Origin of the sequence: Mycobacterium sp. (assembly GCF_044370595.1) — a bacterium.
Taxonomy (GTDB): domain Bacteria; phylum Actinomycetota; class Actinomycetes; order Mycobacteriales; family Mycobacteriaceae; genus Mycobacterium.
In genome coordinates this window covers 34114-49133 of record NZ_JBILVF010000002.1, presented here as the reverse complement: position 1 = coordinate 49133, position 15020 = coordinate 34114, and the positions used below count along the sequence as shown (strand labels likewise).

General features: G+C 66.7%; 14 protein-coding genes and 1 pseudogene. 12 read left to right on the top strand and 3 right to left on the bottom strand.

Annotated features, from left to right (window positions below; all coding sequences use genetic code 11):
- Positions 1–240: 240 nt before the first annotated feature.
- From ADBZ5N_RS00750 to ADBZ5N_RS00740, 3 genes are read left to right on the top strand one after another with little or no spacing between them, the layout of a single operon-like run.
- Complete coding sequence (locus ADBZ5N_RS00750) at positions 241–1782, top strand: circularly permuted type 2 ATP-grasp protein (RefSeq protein ID WP_526255586.1); 1542 nt, start codon at positions 241–243, stop codon at positions 1780–1782.
- The gene (locus ADBZ5N_RS00745) at positions 1782–2765 is read left to right on the top strand and encodes an alpha-E domain-containing protein (RefSeq protein WP_526255569.1); all 984 of its coding nucleotides are present in this window, start codon (positions 1782–1784) and stop codon (positions 2763–2765) included. The genes ADBZ5N_RS00750 and ADBZ5N_RS00745 overlap by 1 nt, the downstream gene beginning before the upstream one ends.
- A complete protein-coding gene (locus ADBZ5N_RS00740) occupies positions 2765–3604 on the top strand; it encodes a transglutaminase-like domain-containing protein (protein WP_526255568.1) in 840 nt (279 codons plus the stop codon). Before ADBZ5N_RS00745 ends, ADBZ5N_RS00740 begins: the two co-directional genes overlap by 1 nt.
- Positions 3605–3617: 13 nt before the next feature.
- Here the strand turns inward: ADBZ5N_RS00740 and ADBZ5N_RS00735 are convergent, their stop codons facing one another.
- A complete protein-coding gene (locus tag ADBZ5N_RS00735) occupies positions 3618–4439 on the bottom strand; it encodes a ribonuclease Z (protein ID WP_526255567.1) in 822 nt (273 codons plus the stop codon).
- Positions 4440–4532: 93 nt separating this feature from the next.
- Between ADBZ5N_RS00735 and ADBZ5N_RS00730 the strand changes: the two genes are divergently transcribed.
- Positions 4533–4964: a CBS domain-containing protein gene (locus ADBZ5N_RS00730; protein ID WP_526255566.1), complete on the top strand. Its 432-nt coding sequence runs from the start codon at positions 4533–4535 to the stop codon at positions 4962–4964.
- Positions 4965–4971: 7 nt separating this feature from the next.
- On the opposite strand, the gene ADBZ5N_RS00725 is transcribed toward ADBZ5N_RS00730, so the two are convergent.
- The gene (locus tag ADBZ5N_RS00725) at positions 4972–5589 is read right to left on the bottom strand and encodes a type II toxin-antitoxin system PemK/MazF family toxin (RefSeq protein ID WP_526255565.1); all 618 of its coding nucleotides are present in this window, start codon (positions 5587–5589) and stop codon (positions 4972–4974) included.
- 43 nt (positions 5590–5632) lie between these two features.
- On the opposite strand from ADBZ5N_RS00725, the pseudogene lepA reads away from it, so the two are divergent.
- Both lepA and ADBZ5N_RS00715 read left to right on the top strand, forming a co-directional pair.
- A pseudogene (gene lepA / locus ADBZ5N_RS00720) lies at positions 5633–7578 on the top strand (translation elongation factor 4).
- A 12-nt stretch (positions 7579–7590) separates the two neighbouring features.
- Positions 7591–8322 carry a sensor domain-containing protein gene (locus ADBZ5N_RS00715; protein WP_526255564.1) on the top strand — a complete coding sequence of 244 codons (732 nt, stop codon included), beginning with the start codon at positions 7591–7593 and terminating at the stop codon, positions 8320–8322.
- A 46-nt stretch (positions 8323–8368) separates the two neighbouring features.
- Here ADBZ5N_RS00715 and ADBZ5N_RS00710 read toward each other — a convergent pair whose 3' ends face one another.
- Positions 8369–10366: a glycoside hydrolase family 15 protein gene (locus ADBZ5N_RS00710; RefSeq protein WP_526255563.1), complete on the bottom strand. Its 1998-nt coding sequence runs from the start codon at positions 10364–10366 to the stop codon at positions 8369–8371.
- Between the two features lie 76 nt (positions 10367–10442).
- Between ADBZ5N_RS00710 and ADBZ5N_RS00705 the strand changes: the two genes are divergently transcribed.
- The 6 genes from ADBZ5N_RS00705 (at position 10443) to ADBZ5N_RS00680 (ending at position 15010) form a co-directional block, all read left to right on the top strand.
- A complete protein-coding gene (locus tag ADBZ5N_RS00705) occupies positions 10443–10631 on the top strand; it encodes a hypothetical protein (protein ID WP_526255562.1) in 189 nt (62 codons plus the stop codon).
- A gap of 294 nt (positions 10632–10925) precedes the next feature.
- Entirely contained in the window at positions 10926–11957 is a 1032-nt protein-coding gene (locus tag ADBZ5N_RS00700; protein WP_526255561.1) for a sulfate ABC transporter substrate-binding protein, read from the top strand.
- Positions 11954–12787 (top strand): sulfate ABC transporter permease subunit CysT, encoded by an 834-nt coding sequence (gene cysT, locus ADBZ5N_RS00695; RefSeq protein WP_526255560.1) that lies wholly within the window; start codon positions 11954–11956, stop codon positions 12785–12787. Before ADBZ5N_RS00700 ends, cysT begins: the two co-directional genes overlap by 4 nt.
- Complete coding sequence (gene cysW, locus ADBZ5N_RS00690) at positions 12784–13590, top strand: sulfate ABC transporter permease subunit CysW (protein WP_526255559.1); 807 nt, start codon at positions 12784–12786, stop codon at positions 13588–13590. The genes cysT and cysW overlap by 4 nt, the downstream gene beginning before the upstream one ends.
- Positions 13587–14633, top strand: coding sequence for a sulfate/molybdate ABC transporter ATP-binding protein (locus ADBZ5N_RS00685; RefSeq protein WP_526255558.1), 1047 nt, complete (start codon positions 13587–13589; stop codon positions 14631–14633). Before cysW ends, ADBZ5N_RS00685 begins: the two co-directional genes overlap by 4 nt.
- A 2-nt stretch (positions 14634–14635) precedes the next feature.
- On the top strand, positions 14636–15010 hold the full coding sequence (locus tag ADBZ5N_RS00680; RefSeq protein WP_526255557.1) for a hypothetical protein: 375 nt from the start codon (positions 14636–14638) through the stop codon (positions 15008–15010).
- The last annotated feature ends 10 nt before the right edge of the window (positions 15011–15020 follow it).

The following is a 15020-nucleotide window of genomic DNA, read 5'->3' as shown; positions in this document are numbered from 1 at the left end:
CTCACGGCGCGTCGTAAGAATACCAGCAGAGCCGGGCCGCGCCCAAAATGCAGAACCTCTTGCCCTGCGGAAACGGCGTGCGTGATGCAGCATGTGACCGTGACCATTAGCAGCGCGCGGCCCCCGAAGGCCAAGGCCGCCCGCAACGGGTCCCGATCTGCTGCCGACGACGTCCGCGTGAACCTGGGCACCTTCGGTGGATATGCGGAGCCGGGCCCCTACAGTGCCGCCTTCGACGAGATGTTCGACCGCCAGGGCCGGGTTCGGGCGCCCTACAAGGGCATCTACACCGAACTGGCGCCCACCGACACCGACGAACTCGGCGCCCGGGCCGAGGCCCTGGGCCGGGCCTTCGTCGATCAGGGCATCACCTTCTCGCTGTCCGGCCAGGAACGCCCCTTCCCCCTCGACCTGGTGCCGCGGGTCATCTCGGCGGCCGAGTGGGCGAAACTGGAAGCCGGGATCACCCAGCGCGTCGTCGCGCTGGAGAAGTTCCTCGACGACGTCTACGGCGACCAGGAAATCCTTCGGGACGGGGTCATCCCACGCCGACTGGTGACCTCCTGCGAGCACTTCCACCGCGAAGCGGCCGGCATCAGCCCGCCCAACGGGGTGCGGATCCACGTCGCCGGCATCGACATCGTCCGCGACGCGGCCGGAACCTTCCGGGTGCTGGAGGACAACCTGCGCTCGCCGTCCGGCGTCTCCTACGTCATGGAGAACCGGCGGGTGATGACCCGCGTCTTCCCCAATCTGTTCGGCACCCACCGGGTCAGGTCCGTCGACGACTATCCGTCGCACCTGCTGCGGGCGCTGCGCAACGCCGCGCCCACCAACGAGTCCGATCCGACCGTCGTGGTGCTCACCCCGGGGCCGTTCAACTCCGCCTACTTCGAGCACTCGCTGCTCGCTCGTCAGATGGGTGTCGAACTCGTCGAGGGACCGGACCTGTTCTGCCGCGACAACCTCGTCTACATGCGCACCACCGAGGGGGAACGGCAGGTGCACGTGATCTATCGCCGCATCGACGACGACTACCTCGACCCGATGCATTTCCGGCCGGATTCCATCCTCGGGGTGGCCGGCGTACTCAACGCCGCACGCGCCGGCAACGTGGTGATCTCCAGCGCGGTCGGCAACGGCGTGGGCGACGACAAGCTGGTTTACACCTACGTACCGACCATCATCGAGTACTACCTGGGCGAGAAGCCGTTACTGGCCAACGTCGACACGTTGCGATGCTGGCTGGACGACGAACGAGCCGAAGTGCTGGACCGGATCGACGAACTGGTCATCAAACCCGTCGAGGGATCCGGCGGCTACGGCATCGTCTTCGGGCCGAACGCCTCGGACAAGGAGTTGGCGGTGATCCGGCGCAAGATCATCGCCGACCCGCGGGGCTGGATCGCTCAGCCGGTGGTCCAGCTGTCCACCGTGCCCACCAAGGTCGGCGATTCCCTGACCCCCCGCCATGTCGACCTGCGCCCGTTTGCGGTCAACGACGGCGAGAAGGTGTGGGTGTTGCCCGGCGGGCTCACCCGCGTCGCCCTGACCGAGGGTTCCCTTGTCGTCAACTCCAGTCAGGGCGGCGGTTCCAAAGACACCTGGGTGCTGGCAAGCCGATCCTCGGCGCAGGACCGGGAACTGCGGGCAGCGCAGGTGGTGCGAACCATTCCGGTGTCCGCCCACACCGGCACCGATCTGCACCCGCTGCAACAGCAGGCCATGACCGGTCAGCAGCAACAACAGCAACAGCAGCAGCAGCAGACCGGAGCCCGCTGATGTTGGCCCGCAACGCCGAGGCGCTGTACTGGATCGGCCGGTACGTGGAGCGCGCCGACGACACCGCCCGCATTCTCGATGTGACGGTCCACCAATTGCTCGAGGACTCGACGGTCGATCCGGATCACGCATCCCGAATCCTGTTGCAGGTACTTGGGATTGAACCGCCGGCGTCCAGGCTGGATATGTGGGCCTTGACCGACCTGGTGGCCTTCAGCCGCGGGCTGCCCGCCGGCTGCTCAATCGTCGACGCGATCTCCGCAGCGCGGGAGAATGCCCGTTCGGCACGCGAAGTGATCTCCGGCGACATGTGGGAGTGCCTCAACACCACCTACAACGCGCTGCCCGAACGGGAGCGGGCGGCGCGCCGACTCGGGCCGCACGAGTTCTTCACCTTCGTCGAGGGCAGAGCCGCGATGTTCGGCGGGCTGTCCGACTCGACGCTGTCCCGCGATGACGGCTACCGCTTCCTGGTTCTGGGCCGGGCCATCGAACGCGTCGACATGACGGTCCGGTTGCTGCTGTCCCGGGTGGGCGACAGCGCGTCCTCCCCGGCCTGGGTGAGCGTGTTGCGCGCGGCCGGCGCGCACGACACCTATCTGCGCACCCACCGCGGCGTTCTGGATGCCAACCGAGTCGTCGAGTTCATGCTCCTCGACCCCCTCTTTCCGCGGTCGGCGTTCTACTCCCTGCGCCTGGCCGAGCACAGCGTGGAGCGGTTGATGGCAAGCCCCGCCGACCGGGTGGGTCCCGCGGCCGAGGCCCGCCGACTGCTCGGGCGGGCCCGCAGCGAGCTGGAATTCGTCCGCCCCGGAGCGGTCCTGGACTCTCTGGAGCACCGACTGGCCGGGTTGCAGGACACCTGCCGGGATGTGGCCGAGGCTCTGGCGATGCAGTTCTTCCGGCCCACCATGTGGGTGGCCTGGTCGGACGCCGGCCACAACGCACCCCTGGTCGACGACATGGATGCAGGTGAGATCTGATGTGGCGGATGCGGGTAGTCCATGCGACCGGTTATGCCTACAAGGCGCCGGTCACCGCCTCCTACAACGAGGCGCGCCTGACCCCCCGGTCGGATTCCCGGCAGAACGTGATCATCAACAGGGTCGAAACCGCGCCGGCCACCCGGTCCTACCGCTACGTCGATTACTGGGGCACCGCGGTGACGGCGTTCGATCTTCACGCGCCGCATCTCGAACTCGAGGTCACGTCCTCCTCGGTGGTGGAGACCGACAAAGCCGAGATGCCCGCCACCGATGTCGACTGGGCCGCTCTTCAGTCGCCGAAGGTCATCGACCGCTACGACGAGGTGCTCACCCCGACCGACTACACCCCCAACAGCAAGCGCCTTGATCGGGTGGCCCGGCACCTGGCCAAGGGGCACGATCCGCGCCATGCCGTGCACGCTGCGGTCGAGTGGGTCCGCACCGAATTGCAGTACGTGCCGGGCACCACCGGGGTGCATTCCTCGGGTCTGGACGCGTTGCGCGAAGGCAAGGGGGTGTGTCAGGATTTCGCTCACCTGTCGTTGATCCTGTTGCGTGCCATGGGAATTCCAGCTCGCTATGTATCGGGCTATCTGCATCCGAAGGCTGACGCCACCATCGGGGAGGTGGTGCAGGGCGAGAGTCACGCCTGGATCCAGGCCTGGACCGGCGGCTGGTGGCACTACGACCCCACCAACGACACCGAGATCAGCGAGCAGTACATCAGCGTCGGATACGGGCGAAGCTACGCCGACGTCACTCCGCTGAAGGGTATCTACCTCGGCCAGGACTCCAGTCAACTCGACGTCGTCGTCGAGATGACAAGGCTGGCTTAGGAATCAGGGCGGTTCAGCACGAGACCGTCAGCAGATCCTCGCCGAGCTCAACCCGGCCGCTGAACTCTCCCGCCGCCAGTGCCCGCCACTGATCCTCCTGGCCGGGGACCAGTGGGGGCACGTAGTGGGTCAGCACCAGGGTGTCGACCCCGGCCCGCGCTGCGGTAGCCGCCGCCTGCTCAACCGATGAGTGGTAGTCCAAGATGTCGCGAATCCGCTGGACCGGCATCTGCTCCACCAGGTCCTTGCGGATCGCCGTGTGCACCAGCATGTTCGCGCCGTCAGCCAATTCGTCCAGGGTGACGCACGGCACGCTGTCACCGGCCACCACCACCGAGGCGCCGTCGTGCGTGATTCGGAAGGCGATGGTCGGCTCAACCGGCCGGTGGTCGGTGGGGGCCACCGTGATCCGCACGTCGCCGGCCTTCCACACCAGGCCCTCCACATGCTCTTCGACCTTCACCGCGGGCGGTTCGGTGATGTCGGCGTGGTGGGCGATCCGGTAGGAGATGTCCGGCGCGAGGGCGGCCAGGATGGCCGTGACCACCGCCTGGGTTCCCGGCGGCCCGATGATCGGCAGCGGGGTAGGGGCGAACGTGGTGACCCAACGGGTGGTGATGACATCGGCGAGGTCGGTGATGTGGTCGCTGTGCAGATGGGTCAGCAGCAGCGCGGTCAGGTTCGCCGCACCGACTCCGGCGGCGGCCGCACGCATCAGCACCCCCCTGCCGCAGTCGACCAGGAATGTCGAATCCCCGGCCCGCACCAGCGTGGACGGACCGGCCCGATTTGGGTCGATCATGGGGCTGCCGGTGCCGGTGAGAGTGATGTCCATGCACTCGTCTTACCCGACGAGCAGGCTCTTCCCACGCCCGGCCCACCCGTCGTAACCTGATGTGATCTCAATCACATACCAGGGGGTGGCTCGATGCGTATCGCGGATATCTTGCGCAGCAAGGGTGCAGGGGTGGCGACCGTCACCGAGAGCACCACCGTCACCGGGCTGCTTGCCGAGCTTGTCGTCCACAACATCGGGGCGATGGTGGTCATCGGCACCAACGGCGGGGTGGTCGGCATCGTCTCCGAGCGCGACGTGGTCCGCGACCTCGACCAGTTTGGGCCCGAGCTGCTGCGCCGACCGGTCGCGGAGATCATGAGTGCGGTCGCGGTGACCTGCCGGCCCGATGATCCCGTTGACGACCTGGCCGCACTGATGACCAACAACCGGGTTCGCCATGTTCCCGTCCTCGACGACGGGCGCCTGGTCGGCATCGTCAGCATCGGCGACGTGGTGAAGAACCGGATGGAGGAACTGCAGGCCGAGCGCCAGCAGTTACGCGCCTACATCACCGGAGGCTGACGTTCTTTCAGCTCCAGCGGTATTCGGTGCGCAGCCGGGCCGCGACGATCTCGAAAGTGGGCCGGTCCATGATCGCGCCCTCCCGCCGGATGCTTTCCTCGGGCACGTCCAGTACCCGGTCCAGCCGCACCCAGGACGGTCGGCCTTCGTAGTCCCAGCTACCCGGACCGATGTGCACCCAGCTCGGGTCGTGGGCGTGGTGTGCCTGGCTGGACAGCATCAACCCCAGCAGGGTCTGGCGGTCACGGCCCACCACCAAGACCGGGCGGTCTTTGCCCTTCGTCGGGTCGTCCTCGAAAACCACCCAGGTCCAGACGATCTCCCCGGGGTCGGCCCGGCCGTCCAGGTTGGGGGCGTACACGACTCTGCGGGCCCGGTGTGCGGTGGGCGCACTGTCGCGGGTGATCGGCCGCCCGGCGGTGATCGCCACCTGCGGAGGCGGGGGCATGGCGGTGGCGACCAGGGCCTCGATACCCAGCCGCAGACCGGTTTGGATACCGCTCTGGATTGTCCGCTGAACCCCGTTGGGCTGCTGCAACTGCCGAATCAACTTGGGAGCCTCGGTGAACACCAGGTGCTCGGTCTCCCTCAGAAACCGCTGAAACGCCCTCCACTGCGACGCCATTCTGACGAGCATAGGCGAGAGTCGCCGACGGCCGCGCGGCGCGATTGTGTCCGGCCGCGATCGGGTCGATACGCTGGACCACGCCGGAACCCGCCCGCCCACCAGGAGATTCCCATCAGCAGTTTCGCCGATCAGACGTTCACTGCGCCGGCGCAGATACGTAACTTCTGCATCATCGCTCACATCGACCACGGCAAATCCACGCTGGCCGATCGGATGCTGCAGTTGACCGGTGTGGTCGACGAGCGATCCATGCGTGCGCAGTACCTCGACCGGATGGACATCGAGCGGGAACGTGGCATCACCATCAAGGCCCAGAACGTCCGGCTGCCCTGGACGGTCAAGCACGACAGCGAGGGTCTGGCCGCCGGCGACTACGTCCTGCACCTGATCGACACCCCCGGGCACGTCGACTTCACCTACGAGGTTTCCCGGGCGCTGGAGGCCTGCGAGGGTGCGGTGCTGCTGGTCGACGCCGCCCAGGGCATCGAGGCGCAGACGCTGGCCAACCTGTACCTGGCCCTGGACCGCGACCTGACGATCATCCCGGTGCTCAACAAGATCGACCTGCCCGCGGCCGATCCGGAGCGTTACGCCGCCGAACTGGCGCACATCATCGGTTGCGAACCCGGCGACGTGCTGCGGGTCTCGGGTAAGACCGGCGAGGGCGTGGCCGAGTTGCTCGACGAGGTGGTCCGGCAGGTGCCGCCGCCCACCGGTGCCGCCGACGCCCCGGCCCGGGCGATGATCTTCGACTCGGTCTACGACATCTACCGCGGTGTGGTCACCTACGTGCGCGTGGTCGACGGCAAGATCACCCCGCGGGAGAAGATCAAGATGATGTCCACCGGCGCAACCCACGAACTGCTCGAGGTGGGCATCGTCTCGCCCGAACCCAAGCCGTCGGACGGCCTCGGCGTCGGCGAGGTGGGCTATCTGATCACCGGGGTGAAGGACGTCCGCCAGTCCAAAGTCGGCGACACCGTCACCAGCGCTCGCCACGGGGCCACCGAGGCGCTGACCGGCTACCGCGAACCCAAGCCGATGGTGTACTCGGGCCTGTATCCGATGGACGGCTCGGACTATCCGAACCTGCGCGAGGCTCTGGACAAGTTGCAACTCAACGACGCGGCGCTCACCTACGAACCCGAGACGTCGGTGGCGCTCGGTTTCGGATTCCGTTGCGGCTTCCTGGGATTGCTGCACATGGAGATCACCCGGGAACGCCTCGAGCGGGAGTTCGGCCTGGACTTGATCTCCACCTCGCCCAACGTCGTCTACCGGGTGATCGGGGAGGACGCCACGGAGAAGACCGTCACCAACCCCTCGGACTGGCCGTCGGGCAAGATGCGTGAGATCTACGAGCCGGTGGTGAAGTGCACGGTGATCGCGCCCAGTGAGTTCATCGGCACCATCATGGAACTCTGCCAGTCCCGCCGCGGTGAACTCGGTGGCATGGACTACCTGTCGCCGGAGCGTGTCGAACTGCGCTACACCATGCCGTTGGGCGAGATCATCTTCGACTTCTTCGATTCCCTGAAGTCGCGTACCCGCGGCTACGCCAGTCTGGACTACGAGGAAGCCGGCGAGCAGCAGGCCGACCTGGTCAAGGTGGACATCCTGTTGCAGGGCGAGGCCGTCGACGCGTTCAGCGCGATCGTGCACAAGGACGCCGCGCAGGCCTACGGCAACAAGATGACCGTCAAGCTCAAAGAGCTCATTCCGCGCCAGCAGTTCGAGGTCCCGGTTCAGGCAGCGATCGGCTCGAAAATCATTGCCCGTGAGAACATCCGGGCCATCCGCAAGGACGTGCTGGCCAAGTGCTACGGCGGCGACATCACCCGCAAGCGCAAACTGCTGGAGAAGCAGAAGGAGGGCAAGAAGCGGATGAAGACCATCGGACGGGTCGACGTCCCGCAGGAGGCCTTCGTCGCCGCGCTGTCCACCGATGCCGCCGGTGACAAGCCGGGCGAGAAGACCCGGAAGTAGGGGGCTATCTCCGTGGGTTGTGCGGCCCTGTTCCCGCGGATGTTGGCCGCCGCGTTCTGTGTCGGGGTCTCGGCGGGTTGCGTGGCGACCGTCGACGGCGGTGCGGTGCGCAAGCACGCCATCGGTCTGCAGGATGTGCTGCCCAGCGCAACCCAGGTAGCCCAGGCGGTGGGCAATCCGCTCGATCCGACAAGTCCACCGATGGTCGGCGGGATCGCACTGCTGCCCAACGGTATCCGGGACGGCGACGAGGTGTCTGAGCTGGAGTGTCTGGGGGCGGCGACACCATTGATGCGGGTCGTCTACGAGCGTGGCGACGTCCGCTCGGTCGGTCTGCAGGATTTCTCCCGCTACGGCGAGGGGCTGACGGTGTCCAGCGCTCACACCGGTGTGGTGCGGTTCGGTTCAGAAGATGAGGCCGCGCGGATGTTCGAGATATTCGCCGAGCAGTGGCGGTCCTGCGCGGACACCCTGGTCAGTGTGCAGGTGACCCCCAACTCCGCGCTGGAATGGATGATCACCGATGTGCGGCAGGCCGACGACATCGTGTCAGCGACGGTCCTCAACGGGGAGACCGACCGCCAGGCGGCCTTCCCGGTTGAACACGCCATCGGCCTGGCCGGGGAGTACATCATCGACGTCGATGTCGCGGTCACCGACGCCGAGCCGTCCCGGCGGGTCGTAACCGGCCGCGCGGCCGAACTGGTGCGGCTGATCCGGGACAACATCGCCGGCACCAGCTGAATCGGTCAGCGCCGACCAGGGGTCGTTCGGGCTCGATCAGAATTGGTCAGGACGGGGCGTTGGCCGGTTGGAATACCCCGGTCCCGTCGGCCTGCTCCTCGGCACGGATCACGTGGACCACGGCGTTGATCAGTGCCAGGTGGGTGAATGCCTGCGGGAAGTTCCCCAGGTGACGGCCGGTACTGGGCTCGATCTCCTCGGCGTAGAGATGCAGCGGGCTGGCAAACGAGAGCAGCCGCTCGCAGAGGTGCCGGGCGCGGCCCACTTCGCCGATCTCCACCAGTGCCGACACCAGCCAGAACGAGCAGATGGTGAAACTGCCCTCCGCCCCGGAGAGGCCGTCGTCGGTTTCCTCGACCCGGTAGCGCAACACCAGGCCGTCATCGGTGAGTTCATCGGCGATGGCCAGCACAGTGGCCCGGACCCGGGGGTCGTCCGGCGGCAGGAACCGCACCAGCGGCACCAGCAGCAGGGAGGCGTCCAAGGCGCTGTCGCCGTAGCGTTGGGTCAGCACCCCGCGCGCATCGACCCCGTTGGCCAGAATGTCGGCCTTGATCTCGTCGGCGATCGCCCGCCACTGCTGGGCGTAACTCTTCGAACCCTGCAGCGCGGCGAGTCGTGCCCCGCGGTCCAGCGCAACCCAGCACATCACCTTCGACGAGGTGAAGTGCTGCGGCTCGCCCCGAACCTCCCAAATGCCGCGGTCCGGTTCGCGCCAGTGCTTGATGGCTTCCTCGACCTGCTCCTTGAGCACCGGCCACAGCTGATCGGAGATGTTCTCCCGCGATTTGCAGTGCAGGTACACCGAATCGAGCATGGTGCCCCAAATATCATGTTGGCGTTGGTTGTAGGCGCCGTTGCCGATGCGCACCGGGCGGGCGCCGTCGTAACCGGATAAGTGGTCGAGTTCCTCCTCGACCAGTTCACGCTCGCCGCCGACGGCGTACATCACCTGCAGGGGCTGCCGTTCGCCGTTGTTGGCGCCGGACACGTCGGCGATGAAGGAGAAGAAGTCGTCGGCCTCGCGGTCCAGCCCCAACGTGTAGAGGCCCCACAGCGCGAAGGTGGAATCCCGCACCCAGGCGTAGCGGTAGTCCCAGTTGCGTTCCCCCTGAGGCGTTTCCGGCAGCGAGGTGGTGCTGGCGGCCAACAGCGCGCCGGTGGGCGAATAGGTGAGCCCCTTGAGGGTCAACGCGCTGCGCTGCAGATAGGACCGCCAGGGGTGATCCGGGAAATCGCCGATGTTGATCCACTGCCGCCAGGCCTCGGCGGTCTGCCACATCTTCTCGGCGGCGTCCTCATAGGTCTGCGGTGAAGGATGCGTGGACCAGGACAGCGCCACGAAGACGTTGTCCCCCTCCTTGAGTCGGGTCCGGGCGCGTGCTTCCCGGCCCTCTAGGCCGATCCGCAGATTGGTGGTCAGTCGCATCGTCGGGTGGGCGTCGGGGTCGGTGCGGGACCGGGCGATCGCCTCACCGTAGGCGTTGGCCGAGTACTCCCACACCGCGGTACCGCGGCCGTAGTCGAACGCCGGCTCACAGTTCATCACCAATTCGACAGTCCCACTGACGCAGCGCACCGTACGCAACAGAATGTGCTCGGCGTCCCAATCCATCGGGGTGCGGCGATGGGTGCGCGACCGGGCGTCGATGTCGTGCCAGGGACCCATCACCAGGGTGTCCCGCACGATGATCCACCCGGTAGGGGTCTGCCAGGTGGTTTCCATGATCAGGCTGCCGGGCAGGTAACGGCGGGCCGCCGGCACCGTCACCCCGTACGGCCCCAGCCGGAAGTGACCGGCCCCCCGGTCGAGAATGGATCCGAACACACTCGGCGAATCCGGGCGTGGGACGCACATCCACTCCACCGATCCGGCGGCGGAGATCAGGCAGGTGTTCTCGCAGTCGGACAGGAACGCGTAGTCGGCGATCGGCGGGAACTGGCTGCGGCGCGGACCGTTGGGGACATCCGGCACCGGTTTGGTGAGGTTGAGCCCAGTGGCAACTGCGGGTTCCTCACCTGCGGGTTGGGCGTGCAGCACCATCCCGCAATCATGGCGGCCGTGCCGTCTGCGCGTCCACCGATCCGATGAACAAGGCACCGGCGGTTAGGGTTGGGAGGTGGACCGAATCCTCAGCTGGTGGGATGGCTTCGAACTGTGGCTGTCCGGGCTGGGCTTCGTCTGGCAGACCCTGATCGTGATGCCGGTCGTACTGATGCTGGCCTTCGCTATCGCGGTCGTGACCGACGCTTTGCTCGGCGGCGGTATCCGAGTGGTCCGCCGGCTGCGCGGGGACGGCCAAGGATGAGCGGCATGCCCCGATCCCGGGTCACCCTGGCGCTGGTCGCTCTGCTGCTCCTGGTGGTGCTGGTCTGGCTGATCAACCGCTGAGCGCAGCGCGGGGGCGGACGGGTGTTAGGCTGCGGACATGCGTTCGGCTTACGGATTCGGCAGTGCTGTCGATGCTGTCGCCGTCGCCGTCATCAGCTGTTGTCGCTGATTTCCCTGCCCGTCCGGAGCTGGTGGAGATCGCGGCATCACCGATGCCAACCTCTCGTCTGCGGGCGTGCACCAAAGCCCCTGCAACGAGAAAGGCCCGCTGATGTCCGCAGGACCGCTTCGCCACCTGCGCACCGCCGCCGCACTCGCCGCCACCGTCACCGTGCTGGCCGGCTGCGCAGGTGGCGGGAGCAGCGATGTCGTCGGTGGCGGAAACTCCGACGCCGACACCACCCTGACACTGGTCGCCTACGCCGTCCCCGAGCCTGGCTGGAGCAAGATCATTCCCGCGTTCGCCGCGACGCCGGAGGGCAAAGGGATTGACGTGACGACGTCCTACGGCGCCTCCGGGGACCAGTCCCGCTCCGTGGTGGACGGCAAGCCCGCCGACATCGTGAACTTTTCGGTCGAGCCCGACGTCACCCGTCTGGTGAAGGCCGGCAAGGTCACCCCGGAGTGGAATGCCGATGTCACCAAGGGCATCCCGTTCGGATCGGTGGTCTCCCTGGTGGTGCGGAAGGGGAACCCCAAGAACATCAAGGACTGGGACGACCTGCTGCGCCCCGGCATCGAAGTGGTCACCCCCAGCCCATTGAGTTCCGGTTCGGCCAAGTGGAATCTGTTGGCGCCTTACGCCGCAAAAAGCAACGGCGGGAAGGAGCAACAAGCCGGCCTGGACTTCGTCGGCAAGCTCGTCGCCGACCATGTCAAGACCCGTCCCAGTTCCGGCCGGGAAGCCACCGACGTGTTCCTGCAGGGCACCGGTGACGTGCTGATCAGCTATGAGAACGAGGCAATCCACGTCATCAGGCAGGGCAAAGACGTTGAGTACGTCAACCCACCTCAAACCTTCAAGATCGAGAACCCGGTGGCCGTCGTCACCACCAGTACGCATCTTCAGAAGGCGACCGCGCTGAAGAACTTCCTGTTCACCCCCGAGGGCCAAAAGATTTGGGCGCAGGCCGGTTTCCGCCCGGTCGATCCGGCGGTGGCCGCAGACTTCACCGAGGAGTTCCCGCCCGTTCAGAAACTGTGGACCATCGCCGACCTCGGCGGGTGGGGTGCGGTGGATGCCGCCCTGTTCGACAAGGACACCGGGTCGCTGAGCACCATCTACAAGAAGGCCACCGGATGACCGCAGTGCTCAGCGCCCGGGCGGCGGTCTCGGGTCCGCGGGGCGGTTCCACCCCTGCACTGGCCGGAGCGGCATCGGTGTGGCTGAGCCTCATCGTCCTGTTGCCACTGGCGGCAATAGTCTGGCAATCCGGCAAAGGCGGGTGGGCGGCGTTCGTGGCCGCGGTCACCTCGAGTGCCGCGCTGGAGTCGTTCCGCGTCACGCTGACCGTCTCCGTCGGCGTCACGCTGGTCAACACGGTGTTCGGTCTGCTGGTCGCCTGGGTGCTGACCCGCGACGACTTCCCCGGCAAGAGGTTGGTCGACACCCTGATCGACCTTCCTTTCGCGCTGCCCACCATCGTGGCCAGCCTGGTCATGCTCGCTCTCTACGGGCCCAGCAGTCCGGTGCGACTGCACCTGCAGCACACCATCTGGGGAATCGGGGTGGCACTGCTGTTCGTCACGCTGCCGTTCGTGGTGCGCACCGTCCAACCCGTCCTGCTGGAACTCGACCGGGAGACCGAGGAGGCCGCCGCGTCGCTGGGCGCCACCAACCCGGTGATCTTCCGTCGGGTGATCCTGCCGGCCCTGCTGCCGGCCCTGCTGACCGGTGCCGGGCTGGCATTTTCCCGGGCGATCGGCGAATTCGGGTCGGTGGTCCTCATCGGCGGCGCCGTACCCGGTGAGACCGAAGTGTCCTCGCAGTGGATCCGGACCTTGATCGAAAACGACGATCGCACCGGCGCGGCGGCGATTTCCATTGTGCTGCTGCTGGTTTCCTTCGTAGTGTTGTTCGTGCTCCGCTGGATCGGTTCACGTGCGGCCAAACGCGAGGAGTTGGCGCCGTGATCCTCTCGCCGACGGCGCGCCTGGTCGCCCGCTACCTGGCGCTGACGTACATCGCCGTGCTGGTCGCGGTGCCGGTGGGTTTGATCCTGTGGCGGACCTTCGCGCCCGGCTTCGGGGCCTTCGTTGCCTCGATCAGCACTCCGGCGGCGATCTCGGCGTTGAACCTGTCGCTGCTGGTGGTGGCGATCGTGGTTCCGCTCAACGTCATCTTCGGCGTGCCGACTGCTTTGCTGCTGGCCCGCAAACGGTTTCGCGGAAAACCCGCGCTGCAGGCGATCATCGACCTGCCGTTCGCGGTGTCCCCGGTGGTGATCGGTGTCGCCCTGATCCTACTGTGGGGCAGCGCCGGTCTCTTCGGCTTCGTGGAGAACGATCTGGGATTCAAGATCATCTTCGGCCTGCCCGGCATCATTCTGGCGAGCATCTTCGTCACGGTTCCGTTCGTCATCCGTGAAGTGGAACCGGTTCTGCACGAATTGGGCACCGAGCAGGAGGAGGCCGCCGCCACCCTGGGATCGACGTGGTGGCAGACGTTCTGGCGGATCACCTTGCCGTCCATTCGCTGGGGCCTGACCTACGGGATCGTGTTGACCGTTGCTCGCACGCTCGGCGAGTTCGGGGCGGTTCTTTTGGTGTCATCCAATCTGCCGGGCAAGTCCCAGACCCTGACACTGCTGGTGAACGACCGCTACAACAGGGGCGTCGAATACGGTGCCTACGCTCTCTCTACGCTGCTGATGATGGTGGCGGTGCTCATTCTGGTGGTCCAGGTGGTGCTGGATGCGCGAAGGAGTCGCACGTGACCAATCCGACTGCCCCCGAGAACGCGATCGTCGTGAGCGGCGCCAACAAGCGCTACGGCGACTTCACCGCCCTGGACAACGTGGACTTCGTGGTTCCCGCCGGTTCGCTGACCGCTCTGCTGGGTCCCAGCGGTTCGGGGAAGTCCACCCTGCTGCGAGCGATCGCCGGGTTGGACCGACCGGACACCGGCACCGTGGTCATCAACGGCCGGGACGTCACCGCCGTCCCGCCGCAACGGCGCGGAATCGGCTTCGTATTCCAGCACTACGCAGCGTTCAAACACCTCAGCGTCCGCGACAACGTGGCGTTCGGATTGAAGATCCGCAAGCTGCGCAAGGCCGAGATCGACGCCAAGGTCGACAATCTGCTCGAGGTGGTCGGCCTGGCCGGTTTTCAGAACCGCTACCCCAATCAACTCTCCGGCGGTCAGCGCCAGCGGATGGCGCTGGCCCGCGCGTTGGCAGTGGATCCCGAGGTGCTGCTGCTCGACGAACCTTTCGGCGCGCTGGACGCCAAGGTCCGGGAGGATTTGCGGGCCTGGCTGCGCCGGTTGCACGACGAGGTGCACGTCACCACCGTTCTGGTCACCCACGACCAGTCCGAGGCCCTCGATGTGGCCGATCGGATCGCGGTGCTCAACATGGGTCGGGTTGAGCAGGTCGGCACTCCCACCGAGGTCTACGACAGTCCGGTCAACCCGTTCGTGATGTCCTTCCTCGGTACGGTGTCCGCGCTGAATGGAATCTTGGTGCGTCCGCACGACATTCGGGTCGGCCGTACTCCGGAGATGGCGATCGCCGCCGGCGACGGGACGGCTGAGAGCACCGGGGTCATCCGGGCTACCATCGACCGGGTGGTGTACCTTGGCTTTGAGGTGCGGGTCGAGTTGACCAGTTCAACCACCGGCGCCCCCTTCATCGCCCAGATCACCCGTGGCGACGCTGAGGCCCTCGCGCTGAAAGACGGTGACACCGTGTACGTGCGGGCCACCCGCATCCCGCCGATAGCCGGCGCCCTGCAGGCTCAGACCCAAGGAGGCTGACGATGTTCAGACGGGTACGGATGGCAGCCCTTGCTGGGGTCGTCGCGGTCGTGTGTTCGGCGGCCGGGTGCAGTGTGACCACCGGGGGGACTCCCGGCGGCGACGGCTCGGCCCCGACGAAGAGTGCGGTGACTCCGACTGGCGAGAAGCCGACCGATGAGAAGGAGGACGGCGTGACCGATGGGAATGGCGGTAACGGCGGCAAGGGTGGTGCCGGTGGACAGGGTGGTGCCGGCGGCAAGGGTGGTGCCGGCGGACAGGGTGGTGCGGGCGGACAGGGTGGCAAAGGTGGGCTCGGCGGTCAGGGTGGCACCGACGGTGCTGACGGTGCCGACGGCGCTGACGGTGCCGACGGTGCCGACGGAACTCCGGGCTGACCCAGCCCCG